Genomic DNA, 12,573 nt, shown 5'->3' on the forward strand with positions numbered 1-12,573 from the left:
TAGAAAAAATCAGGAGAACTATCCAGCCAGACCATAACAACAGCGCCCGCATTTGCGGGCGCTCCACAGTCCAGCCGAGATGAATTCTGACTACTCTACAGTGACTGATTTGGCAAGATTACGAGGCTGATCCACATCAGTGCCCTTGAGCACGGCAACATGGTAGGACAGTAGCTGTAACGGCAAGGTATAAAGAATTGGTGCCAAGGCTTCATGAATATGTGGCAAATGTAACACCTGAATACCTTCTGCTGGCACCAGCCCCACATTCTCATCAGCAAACACGAATAGCTCGCCACCTCGTGCACGCACTTCCTGCAGGTTGGATTTGAGCTTATCCAGCAACTCATCGTTAGGTGCAACCGAAATGACCGGCATCTCGGCATCCACCAGCGCCAGAGGGCCATGCTTGAGCTCTCCAGCCGGATAGGCCTCGGCATGGATATAGGAAATTTCCTTGAGCTTGAGAGCGCCTTCCTGAGCGATAGGGAAGTGCGCGCCGCGGCCCAGGAACAAGGCATGCTGCTTCTCGGCAAAAGCCGTAGACAACACCTCGATGGCATCATCCAGCTTCAGCACTTCAGCACATTGCCCAGGCAATATTCGCAATGCCTCGACCAGTTCGGACTGCTCAGACTCAGGCATCCCTTTGACCCGCCCCAATGCCAGAGTAAACAGCATCAGTGCCGTCAACTGAGTAGTGAAGGCCTTGGTCGAGGCCACTCCAATCTCCGGACCGGCCTGGGTCATCAAGGTCAAATCAGCTTCACGTACCAGAGAACTGCCGGGAACATTGCAGATACCCAGGCTACCAAGGTAATTACCTTGTTCCATGGCAAAGCGCAGTGCTGCCAGGGTGTCAGCAGTTTCACCGGATTGTGAGAGCGTGACGAACAGGGTGTCCTCAGGAACCACCACCTGGCGATAACGATATTCCGAGGCCACTTCAACCTGCACTGGCACACCGGTATAACGCTCGAGCCAGTAACGGGCCACCATACCAGCGTGATAGCTGGTACCACAGGCCACGATATGGATATTGCGCACCCGCTGGAACAGCCCTTCCGCCGACGGTCCGAAGCTTTCCACCAGTACTGCATACTCTGCCAAGCGGCCTTCCAGGGCAGCGGCAATTACCGCAGGCTGCTCGTGGATCTCCTTGAGCATGTAGTGACGATACTGGCCCTTGCTGGAAGCCCCGTCGCCATGCTCGAACGTCTGCATCGGACGCTCAGCAACAGTACCACTTGAGTCGAAGATTTCGATTCGGCCACCCTCGGAAAGGCGCACCACATCGCCTTCCAGCAGATAGATGAAACGATCGGTAACTTGCAGCAGCGCCAGTGGGTCCGATGCCAGGAAAGCTTCATCAATGCCGACACCCACGACCAGAGGACTCCCTTTGCGTGCGCCGACCACCACATTGGGTTCATCTACCGCCATTGCCGCAAGTGCATAGGCGCCATCCAGCCCAGCCACCACCTGCTTGAAGGCAGTCAACAAATCGCCTGTCTTACGAGATTCACGCTCCAGAAGATGAGCAATGACTTCCGTATCCGTTTCGGACTCGAAATCATACCCTTCAGCTGACAGTTCCTGACGCAACGCCTCGTAGTTCTCGATGATGCCGTTATGTACCACCGCCAGGCGATTACGAGATTGGTGAGGGTGCGCATTAGGCTCGCTAGGACGTCCATGTGTGGCCCAACGGGTATGAGCAATGCCACTGGCACCGACCAGTGATTCGCCTTGCAGCCGCTCGGCCAATGCAGCTACCTTGCCCACGGCACGCTGTCGCTTGAGCTGCCCCTTGCCATCACGGACAGCCATGCCAGCAGAGTCATAGCCGCGATACTCGAGACGCCTCAGGCCCTCAAGCAGGATATTCTGAACATTACGCTGGGCCACAGCGGCAACAATGCCACACATACACTAGCTCCTGAAAAATACATTGGCTCGTAGCTCGTAGCTCGTAGCTCGTAGCTCGTAGCTCGTAGCTCGTAGCTCGTAGCGAGCCTAATTGTCCTTGGTAGGACGTGGCCAATTATCCTTGCCAATCTGGCGTGAGCGACTTACCGCCAGGCTGTGATCGGCAACATCACGACTGATGGTGGAGCCAGCGCCTACCGTTGCTCCCTTGCCCACACTGACAGGGGCAACAAGAGCACTGTTGGAGCCAATGAAGGCCTCATCTCCGATTTCTGTGCGGTGCTTGTTGGCACCGTCGTAGTTACAGGTGATGGTACCTGCACCGATATTCACATCGCGGCCCAGACGCGCATCACCGATATAACTCAAGTGATTGATCTTGGTACCTTCACCCACCTCGGCATTCTTGGTCTCGACGAAGTTTCCAACCCTGACACGTACTGCCAGCCGAGAGCCAGGACGCAGACGAGCGAAGGGGCCAATATGGTTGAGCCCGGCAAGCACAGCACCATCGACCACACTATGGGCATCAATGACACTTTCGGCACCAATACGGCTGTTGCGCACAATACAATAGGGGCCAATACGCACCCCTTCTCCCAGTTCAACATCGCCTTCGAACACACAACCCACATCGATATGGACATCGTGTCCGCAGATCAGGCTGCCACGTACATCGATCCTCGTCGGATCCGCCAGTGCCACCCCCTGAGTCATCAGATGTTCGGCGATATCCCGCTGATAGGTGCGTTCCAGCCAGGCCATCTGCTGTCGGTTGTTGACCCCCTCGACTTCCATGGCCCGAGCCGGTTGAGCTGTCGAGATGGTGATACCTTCGGCAGCAGCCATGGCGATGATATCCGTCAAGTAGTACTCGCCCTGGGCATTGTCGGCAGACAATTGTGGTAGCCAGCGCCTCAGTTGGTTGGCTGTCATGGCCATGATGCCGGTATTGCATTCCTTGATCAGCAATTGTTCAGGGCTGGCATCCTTCTGCTCAATGATCGCGACCGCCTGGCCTCCTTCGTCCCGCACAATACGCCCATAGCCACCTGGATCGTCCAGCGTCACGGTTAACAACCCCATGTGCTTTTCGTCGACCTGGGCCAGCAGCGCCTCCAGGGTAGCCCGGCGGATTAATGGAACATCACCATACAACACCAGCACCTTTCCCTGCCCCAAGCCATCAAGTGCCTGTGCCACGGCATGGCCAGTCCCCATCTGTTCAGCCTGAACAGCAAAGTGCAAAGGGCGGTTACAATCAGCCAACGCCTCGCGAACCATGTCACCACCATGGCCGATGACGACATGAATACGATCCGCATCAAGACCACTGGCAGTATCGATGACGTGGCGTACCATAGATTTACCGGCCAGCTCGTGCAGCACCTTGGGCAGACGCGAGCGCATACGAGTACCTTGTCCGGCAGCGAGTATCACCACATCCAGGCTCATCGTAATTCCTTGTCGTTCAAAAAATTCATGGGCTCTATTGTAGGCCATTCAGGTAAACACCTACTCGCGCCTACTCGGTAACGACTTTCAGCCCCAAAGCATCGACCATTTCTTCACCAAAACGTTCGACGAAGGCCGGGCTCACCCAACTCTCCCAGCCATCACCATTCCGTACCAACAACATCACAGCCAGGTTTTCCTCAATGGCCAGGGTCATGCCTTCCTTTTCCCCCAGTACATTGATAGCCGTCGCCCATGCATCCGCCCACCCATTCGACGAGTGGAAAACCGTCACGGAAGCCAGGCGATGCGTGATCGGGCGGCCAGTGCGAGGATCGATAGTGTGGGAATAACGCTTGCCGTCCTGCTCGAAGTAATGGCGATAGTCACCCGAGGTGGCAACTGTCACATCACTCAATCCAACAATATGCTGAGCCTTGGGAGTGTTATCTTGCGGTACTTCGATGCCTATGCGCCAAAGGCCAGACTCTCCGTTACGATGCCCCTTGGCCTTGATCTCTCCCCCCAGATTGACCATGTAGTCGCTGATGCCCTGGCTCTCCAAGTATTCGGCCACTTTATCAGTGGCATATCCCTTGGCGACACCAGACAGGTCCACATAGACATCACGCAAGCGGCGTGCCTCAAGCTTATCCATATCCAGCTCCACAGCATCCATGCCGACCTCGGAAAGACGCTGCTCCAACGTTGCCTCATCGGGGATTTCCTTGGGCCGCGCTTCCGGGCCAAAGCTCCACAGGTTGACCAGGTCGCCAACCGTGACATCGAAGGCACCACCACTTTTTTGATACACCGAACGGCTGATGTCCAGAACCTCCATCAGTTCAGCGGAAAGCGGCTGCCATTCTCCTATAGGGGAGCGATTGAAGGCCGACAGCTCCGAGTCTTCTTTCCAGGTGGACATGGACATGTCGATGCCATGCAGCACATCGAGCATGCCCTGCTCGATTTCTTCAACCTTTCCGGCATCGACAGGATCCGCAATGGTGACCTGATAGAAAGTACCAAATATGTCACCTTCCAGCGTCACATTCTTGTGGGTTTCCTCATCACTGCAACCAGCAAGCGACACAACCAGCAAAAATAGTAATAAATATAGGGGAAACAATAGATTGCGATGATATGCCACAGGCATGAAACGTCTCCTCAAGAAAGTTTCAGTCAAGCGAACAGCCATAGCAGGGCAATGCCGAGCAGGATGCGATAGATCACGAAAGGCTGCATGCCAATGCGCTTGATGAATGACAGGAAGAAATGAATACAGAGAAAGGCGCTGACGCCAGACAGTACGGTGCCCAGTGCCAGGTCGCTCCAGTTCACATCAATGCCGGATTCCACCAGGTCCAGGGTTTCCAGCCCACCGGCAAGAACAATGACCGGAATCGACAGCAGAAAGGAAAAGCGCGCTGAAGCTTCACGGCTCAATCCCAGCATCAACGCCATGGTCATGGTGATACCTGAGCGAGACGTGCCAGGAATCAGCGCCAAGGCCTGAGACAGCCCAATCAGCAAGGCATCGCGCCAGCTCATCTGATACTCGCTGCGCGAACCACGAAAGCGCCAATCAACCACGCCAAGCACAATTCCGAACACAATCAGGCCAAAAGCCAGTAATACAGGAGAGCGGGCATATTGTTCGATCAAATCCTTGCATGCCAGCCCCACCACTCCCACAGGAATAGTGGCCAGGATCACCCACCAGGCCAGCCGCGCATCCTCATCGGTACCTTTGCCGGTTGCACTCTTGAACCAACTGCCGATCATGCGTAGCAGCTCTTCACGGAAATAGATGATCACGGCAGCAAGACTGCCGACGTGCAAGGCGACATCGAAAGCCAGCCCTTGATCAGGCCAGTCACTGAATACGGGAACCAGAATCAAGTGTGCTGAACTGGAAACTGGAAGGAACTCAGTCACTCCTTGAATCAATGAGAGAACAACAATCTGAAGCCAATCCATGGTGTAACCCGTAGTAGAAGCAGAAAATAAGCGTCCGTTGAACTAAACAAAGCGCCCCCGTGGCGTGCAAAATCATACATGCCACAGGAAAAATTGTCCGCTGCCGACAGTTAGAGGAAGCTTAAATCCCGGCAAGAATGGCAGTCGCGATGGAGAAATAGATGATGACCCCGGAAGCATCGATCAACGTCGTTACCAAGGGTGCCGATGCAGTGGCCGGATCCCATCCCAGCCGATTGAGGACAAAAGGCAAGCACATCCCCAACAGACTGCCAAACAGCACGATACTGACCATGCTGATGGCAACCACAATCGCGATAGCATCGCCGCCCCGCATGACACCAATGGGCGCCACTGCCAGCGCCATGGTCAGACCAAGCGAACCAGCGACCAGAAGTTCACGCCCAAGCAACTTGCCCCAGTCCTTTACTCCGACATCACCAGTGGCCATACCGCGGACCATCAAAGTAGCCGCCTGGGCACCTGCATTCCCACCACTGCCGATCAGCAAAGGCAGAAAGAACACCAGACTCACCTGGGCAGCAATGGTGTCTTCGAAATAGGCGATTCCTGCCCCCGAAAACAGGTTGCCGAACACCAGCAGAACCAGCCAGGTCACTCTCTTGCGGTACAGGCTCCATAACGGTACCCGGGAAACCCCATCTTCCAACTGACCAATCGACATCCCCTTGTGGATATCTTCAGTTGCCTCGGTCTCCACGACGTCCATGGCATCGTCGTGTGTCACGATGCCAATCAGTCTTTGTTCAGCATCAATCACCGGCAAGGCCAGGAGATCATAACGGGCTACGACCCTGGCGACTTCCTCCTGTTCGGCTTCCACGCCAATCTTGATGACATCATGGATCATCAGATCGTCAATCAACGCTTGAGGACGTGCCACCATCAGCTGTCGCAAAGACATGGTGCCAATCAGACAACCTTGGTTGTCGATGACATAGATCTGGTAGACAGTTTCTGCATCCGGTGCTGTCTGGCGAACTCTCATGATCGCCTGAGCCACAGTGAGTCCAGAGGGAATCGCAACATAATCCGAGGTCATCAAGGCCCCAGCCGTCCCTTCCTCATAGCTGGCCAGGCGCTTCAATGCCTCGCGTTCACGGTGTGCCATACGCCGCAACAGAGCTTCCTTGCGATCATCATCGAACAGCTTGAAGACATCGGCACGCTCATCCGAGCCCATGCGATCCAGGATACGAACCAGGTCGCCATCGCCAATGGAAGCACTGAGCCTTTCCTGACCATCACTGGGGATATGGCCAAACACGCTGGCCTTCCGCTCAATCGGCAAGCACGCAAACAATGCCAGGGCGGTGTCCAGATCATCATCCTCGATCAGTTGATCGAGAATTTCCGCCAGGTCCGCTGAACGTATTTCAGGCAAGCGTTCATCCAGCAATGCCTGGTCCTTCACGGCCAGCGCTCGAATCAACACGTGCTTATGGGTTTCCAGTGTCGGTGAAAGGTTCATCGACATCTCCTGATTCTGCCGCGGTTCCTACGGCATGGAAGGGCTGTCAGAGAAGATTTGCCCAGGATTGGGCACATCAATGGTAAGCAATGATGCCATGCTGGCAACAGGCAACGAAATTACCCATGAAAAGCCAGATAAAAAAACGCCCCCGAATAGCGTATTCGGGGGCGTTTGTCCTCATGGAGGATCTGCTCTTGGTAATACAAGATCAGCTCTTGCTACGAGCCTTGCGACGCAGTTGATTGATGGTACGCAACTGAGCCGTGGCTTCGGCAAGCTCGGCAGTAGCACGGGAATAATCCAGCTCCGCCGATTTTTCTTCCATATTCTTGAGGGCATGCTGACGAGCTTCCTCGGCAGCGGCTTCATCCAGATCTGCTGCACGTACCGCAGCATCGGCGAGCACAATCACTTTGTCGGGCTGCACTTCAATGAAGCCGCCAGAGACATAGAAATGTTCTTCACCTTGCTCGGTAAGCACCCGGACAGGGCCAGGAGCCAGCTCGGTAAGCAGCGGCGTATGGCCAGCCAGGATGCCGAGATCCCCCATGATGCCAGCCGCCACTACCTGCTCAGCGCTACCGGAGTAGACGGAGCTTTCAGCACTGACGATCTCGCATTGAATGGTCTTCGTCATTGAGACGTCTCCCAGTAAGAAGGAAACACCGATGTGACTCGATCACATCCGGCATTTCCTAAGGGATTACTTCATCTGGTTGGCTTTCTCGACAGCTTCGTCGATGCTACCGACCATGTAGAAGGCCTGCTCAGGCAGCTCGTCATAGTCGCCATTGAGGATGCCCTGGAAGCCACGAATGGTTTCCTTCAGCGACACGTACTTACCCGGCGAACCGGTGAAGACCTCGGCAACGAAGAACGGCTGGGACAGGAAGCGCTGGATCTTACGCGCCCGGGCCACGATCTGCTTGTCTTCATCAGACAGCTCGTCCATACCCAGGATCGCGATGATGTCCTTGAGCTCCTTGTAACGCTGCAGCACGCCCTGAACACCACGCGCGACCCCGTAGTGCTCTTCCCCTACCACCAGCGGATCAAGCTGACGAGAGGTGGAGTCGAGCGGATCGATGGCCGGATAGATACCCAGCTCGGCGATGGAGCGCGCCAGTACCACGGTCGCATCAAGGTGCGAGAAGGTCGTCGCCGGAGACGGGTCGGTCAAGTCATCCGCGGGCACGTAGACGGCCTGCACGGAAGTGATCGAGCCAGTCTTGGTCGAGGTGATACGCTCCTGCAGAACGCCCATCTCCTCGGCCAGTGTCGGCTGGTAACCCACCGCAGACGGCATACGGCCGAGCAGTGCAGATACTTCGGTACCGGCCAGGGTGTAACGATAGATGTTGTCGACGAACAACAGAACGTCACGACCTTCGTCACGGAACTTCTCGGCGATGGTCAGGCCGGTCAGGGCCACGCGCAGACGGTTGCCGGGCGGCTCGTTCATCTGACCGTAGACCAGTGCCACCTTGTCGAGAACGTTCGACTCCTGCATCTCGTGATAGAAGTCGTTACCCTCACGAGTACGCTCACCGACACCAGCAAATACGGAGTACCCGCTGTGCTCGGTGGCGATGTTACGGATGAGCTCCATCATGTTGACGGTTTTACCCACGCCAGCACCACCGAACAGGCCGACCTTACCGCCCTTGGCGAAAGGACATACCAGGTCGATGACCTTGATGCCGGTCTCGAGCAGTTCGTTGGTAGCTGCCTGGTCCGCGTAGCCCGGAGCCTTGCGGTGGATCGGCATGCGTTCCTGCTCACCGATCTCGCCAGCCTCATCAATCGGCTCACCGAGAACGTTCATGATCCGACCCAGGGTCTCCTGGCCTACCGGCACAGAAATCGGAGCGCCGGAGTCAGTCACTTCCAGTCCACGTTGCAGACCTTCGGTGGAGCCCATGGCAATGGTACGAACCACGCCGTCGCCCAGCTGCTGCTGGACCTCGAGGACGGTCTCCTTGCCAGAGACATTCAGCGCGTCGTAGACCTTGGGCACGTCGTCCCGCGGAAACTCTACGTCAATCACCGCGCCGATGATTTGTACGATACGTCCGCTCATCTTGGTTCCTCTCAATAACCTGTCATTGAAGCCTGTGTGCCTGGTTCCGACCAGCGCCCGATGTGGCGCCCAGGTTCAGAACCAACCGACGCTATACCGCTGCAGCACCACCAACGATCTCGGAGATTTCCTGGGTAATGGCCGCCTGACGGGCCTTGTTGTACACCAGCTCCAATTCATCGATGAGGTTGCCAGCATTGTCGGTGGCGCTCTTCATCGCGATCATGCGTGCCGCCTGCTCGCAGGCCGCATTCTCGACCACAGCCTGATACACCTGCGCTTCCACATAGCGCACGAGCAGGCTATCGAGCAGCGCCTTGGCATCCGGTTCATACAGGTAGTCCCAACTGCTGGGACGCTTGTTCTCGTCATCATCCGCAGCGGAGTCCATGGTCAGCGGTAACAGCTGACGGACGACCGGCGTCTGCGTCATGGTATTGACGAATTCGTTGTACACCACGTAGAGACGATCGATGGAGCCTGAGTCATAGGCATCCAGCATCACCTTCACGTTACCGATCAGATCATCAAGTCTAGGCGCTTCACCCAGGCCACTCTTGGAGGCGACCAGGTTTCCACCGTACTTACGGAAAAAACCGCCGGCCTTGCTGCCAAGGGCACAGAAATCGAGCTCAGCGCCCTTGTTGTGCCATGCCTGGGCGTCGTTGACCACAGCCTTGAACAGGTTGACGTTCAGGCCGCCGCACAGACCACGGTCAGTGGAAACGACGATGTAGCCAACACGCTTGACCTCACGCTCTTCCAGCCACGGATGCTTGTACTCCGGGGTAGCCTGGGAGAGGTGACCAACGACGGCACGGATCTGCTGGGCGTAAGGCTGGGTAGCCTTCATCCGATCCTGGGTCTTGCGCATCTTCGACGCCGCCACCATCTGCATCGCATTGGTGATCTTCTGCGTGTTCTTGATGCTCCCGATCTGGGTGCGAATCTCTTTTCCGACTGCCATGGCGATCTACCTTTGTTCGTGACCCTCAGAATGTTGTCCACACGGCCCGCCCGAAGGCGGGCCCGAGGGGATTACCAGCTCTGAGTGGCCTTGAACTTGTCGAGACCCTGCTTCAGACCGTCCTGGATCTCGCTGCTGTAGTCGCCGGACTCGTTGATCTTGTCGATCAGCGCGCCATACTCGGACTTCATGAACTCATGCAGAGCATGTTCGAAGTCGAGTACCTTCTTGACTTCGACATCGTCCAGGTAGCCTTCGTTAGCGGCGTACAGGGAGATAGCCATTTCGGCCACGGACATGGGCGCATACTGAGCTTGTTTCATCAGCTCGGTGACACGCTGACCATGCTCCAGCTGCTTGCGGGTAGCTTCATCCAGATCGGAAGCAAACTGGGAGAAAGCTGCCAGTTCGCGGTACTGGGCCAGGGCCAGACGCACGCTACCACCAAGCTTCTTGATGATCTTGGTCTGAGCAGCACCACCCACACGAGATACCGACAGACCAGCATTGATGGCCGGGCGGATACCTGCGTTGAACAGGTCGGTCTCGAGGAAGATCTGACCATCGGTGATGGAGATCACGTTGGTCGGAACGAAAGCGGAAACGTCCCCAGCCTGAGTCTCGATGATCGGCAGAGCAGTCAGAGAGCCGGTCTTGCCTTTCACTTCACCGTTGGTGAACTTCTCGACATAGTCAGCATTGACGCGGGCTGCACGCTCGAGCAGACGAGAGTGGAGATAGAAGACGTCACCCGGATAGGCTTCGCGGCCCGGCGGACGACGCAGCAGCAAGGACACCTGACGATACGCCACAGCCTGCTTGGACAGGTCATCGTAAACGATCAGGGCATCTTCACCACGGTCACGGAAGTACTCGCCCATGGTGCAGCCGGAATAGGCAGCAAGGAACTGCATCGGAGCCGGATCAGCGGCACCAGCAGCAACCACGATAGTGTGATCCATGGCGCCATGCTCTTCGAGCTTGCGCACCACGTTGGCAATGGTCGACTGCTTCTGGCCGATGGCCACATAGACGCAGGTGACGTCCTTGCCTTTCTGGTTGATGATGGTGTCGATGGCGATGGCCGACTTACCAATCTGACGGTCACCGATGATCAGCTCACGCTGACCACGGCCGATCGGCACCATGGCATCGATGGACTTGAAGCCTGTCTGGATCGGCTCGTCGACCGACTGACGGGTGATAACGCCCGGAGCAACCTTCTCGACTGCATCAGTCAGGGAAGTGCCCAGATCGCCCTTGCCATCGATCGGGTTACCGAGGGCATCAACTACGCGGCCGCGCAGCTCAGGACCCACCGGCACTTCAAGGATACGGCCAGTACACTGGGCAGTCATGCCCTCTTCCAGCTGCAGGTAGTCTCCCAGGACCACGGCGCCGACACTGTCGCGCTCGAGGTTCAGGGCCATACCAAAGACGCCGCCGGGAAATTCAATCATCTCACCGAACATTGCGTCGGCGAGGCCGTGAATCTGCACGATACCGTCAGACACGCTGACGACCGTGCCCTGATTACGGGCTTCAGAAGCGACATCCAGCTTTTCGATACGCTGCTTGATGATGTCGCTAATCTCGGAAGGATTCAGTTGCTGCATGCCATGTCCCTCAGACTCAGGCGGAAAGGACGTCCTGGAGACGGCTCAATCGACCACGCACCGAACCGTCAATGACGGTATCACCGGCACGCAGGATCACGCCGCCCAGAAGCGATGGGTCCACCTGAGTGGTAATGGAGATTTCGCGGTCCAGACGCTTGGCCAGTGCACTCGCGAGCGATTGTTCCTGTGCCTCGGAAAGCGCGAAGGCGGACAGGATCTCCACCTCCATGCGCTTCTCCTGCTGAGCCTTCAACGCCTCGAACTGCTCGGCGATGACGTCGAGCGCTGTCAGGCGACCTTTCTGGCCTACCAGACGGATGAAGTTCTTGAGATCGTCATTGACGGCTTCACCACAAACGTCGACGACAACATCAGCCTTCTGTGCGCTGGACAGCTTGGGATTATCGAGCACTCGGGAACGCAGTTCGTCATCACTGACGACCTGCGCCACAAGGGCCAACATGCCGGACCAGTCGTCGAGCGCGCCTTTCGCCAGGGCGTACTCGAAAGCAGCCTTGGCGTAGGGGCGAGCGATAGTTGACGCTTCCGCCATGGTCACCTCCTCAGAGCTCTTTGGCGAGTTTGTCGACGATGGAAGCATGCTGCTTCTCGTCGATGGAGGACTCCAGGATTCGCTCAGCACCGAGGACCGCAAGGCGTGACACTTGTCCGCGCAGGTCTTCCTTCGCACGGGTCACTTCCTGCTCGATCTCGGCCTTGGCCTTGGCGATCATGCGCTCGCCTTCAAGGCGGGCATCCTCGCGAGCCTGCTCAAGCTTCTGGTTAGCTTGCTTCTGGGCCTGCTCCAGAATCGCAGCCGCCTCTTCCTTGCACTTGCGCAGTGTCTCGCTGGCCTCTTGCTCGGCCACTTCAAGATCACGCGCCGCACGGCTGGCAGCATCCAGACCATCGGCGATCTTCTTCTGACGTTCCTGCAGAGCTTGCATGACCGGCGGCCAAATAAACTTCATGCAGAACCAGACGAAGAACGCAAAGGCGATAGCCTGGCCGACTAGGGTAAGGTTCAGGTTCACGCCAGCACCTCTCG

The 12,573-nt window shown here is 56.6% G+C and carries 11 protein-coding genes; all 11 read right to left on the reverse strand.

The annotated features are described in order from the left end of the window. Nucleotides 1-90: 90 nt before the first annotated feature. Nucleotides 91-1,929 (reverse strand): glutamine--fructose-6-phosphate transaminase (isomerizing), encoded by a 1,839-nt coding sequence (gene glmS, locus Q1K07_RS03085; protein ID WP_300307623.1) that lies wholly within the window; start codon nucleotides 1,927-1,929, stop codon nucleotides 91-93. Nucleotides 1,930-2,016: 87 nt separating this feature from the next. After that, nucleotides 2,017-3,384 carry a bifunctional UDP-N-acetylglucosamine diphosphorylase/glucosamine-1-phosphate N-acetyltransferase GlmU gene (gene glmU, locus Q1K07_RS03090; RefSeq protein ID WP_300307626.1) on the reverse strand — a complete coding sequence of 456 codons (1,368 nt, stop codon included), beginning with the start codon at nucleotides 3,382-3,384 and terminating at the stop codon, nucleotides 2,017-2,019. 70 nt (nucleotides 3,385-3,454) lie between these two features. Then, nucleotides 3,455-4,540 (reverse strand): FAD:protein FMN transferase, encoded by a 1,086-nt coding sequence (locus tag Q1K07_RS03095; protein ID WP_300307629.1) that lies wholly within the window; start codon nucleotides 4,538-4,540, stop codon nucleotides 3,455-3,457. Between the two features lie 26 nt (nucleotides 4,541-4,566). Continuing rightward, a complete protein-coding gene (locus Q1K07_RS03100) occupies nucleotides 4,567-5,364 on the reverse strand; it encodes an undecaprenyl-diphosphate phosphatase (protein WP_300307632.1) in 798 nt (265 codons plus the stop codon). 121 nt (nucleotides 5,365-5,485) lie between these two features. Next, nucleotides 5,486-6,862: a magnesium transporter gene (gene mgtE / locus Q1K07_RS03105; RefSeq protein WP_300307635.1), complete on the reverse strand. Its 1,377-nt coding sequence runs from the start codon at nucleotides 6,860-6,862 to the stop codon at nucleotides 5,486-5,488. A gap of 205 nt (nucleotides 6,863-7,067) precedes the next feature. Further along, the gene (locus Q1K07_RS03110; RefSeq protein ID WP_300307638.1) at nucleotides 7,068-7,496 is read right to left on the reverse strand and encodes a F0F1 ATP synthase subunit epsilon; all 429 of its coding nucleotides are present in this window, start codon (nucleotides 7,494-7,496) and stop codon (nucleotides 7,068-7,070) included. 66 nt (nucleotides 7,497-7,562) lie between these two features. Further along, entirely contained in the window at nucleotides 7,563-8,939 is a 1,377-nt protein-coding gene (gene atpD / locus Q1K07_RS03115; protein WP_149286813.1) for a F0F1 ATP synthase subunit beta, read from the reverse strand. A gap of 91 nt (nucleotides 8,940-9,030) precedes the next feature. After that, the gene (gene atpG, locus Q1K07_RS03120) at nucleotides 9,031-9,906 is read right to left on the reverse strand and encodes a F0F1 ATP synthase subunit gamma (protein WP_300307642.1); all 876 of its coding nucleotides are present in this window, start codon (nucleotides 9,904-9,906) and stop codon (nucleotides 9,031-9,033) included. 71 nt (nucleotides 9,907-9,977) lie between these two features. Continuing rightward, complete coding sequence (gene atpA / locus Q1K07_RS03125; RefSeq protein ID WP_300307645.1) at nucleotides 9,978-11,522, reverse strand: F0F1 ATP synthase subunit alpha; 1,545 nt, start codon at nucleotides 11,520-11,522, stop codon at nucleotides 9,978-9,980. Nucleotides 11,523-11,538: 16 nt separating this feature from the next. Further along, complete coding sequence (locus Q1K07_RS03130) at nucleotides 11,539-12,078, reverse strand: F0F1 ATP synthase subunit delta (RefSeq protein WP_300307648.1); 540 nt, start codon at nucleotides 12,076-12,078, stop codon at nucleotides 11,539-11,541. Between the two features lie 10 nt (nucleotides 12,079-12,088). After that, nucleotides 12,089-12,559: a F0F1 ATP synthase subunit B gene (locus Q1K07_RS03135; protein ID WP_300307651.1), complete on the reverse strand. Its 471-nt coding sequence runs from the start codon at nucleotides 12,557-12,559 to the stop codon at nucleotides 12,089-12,091. Nucleotides 12,560-12,573 lie beyond the last annotated feature (14 nt).

Origin of the sequence: Halomonas sp. (assembly GCF_029263665.1) — a bacterium.
Classification (GTDB): Bacteria; Pseudomonadota; Gammaproteobacteria; order Pseudomonadales; family Halomonadaceae; genus Halomonas.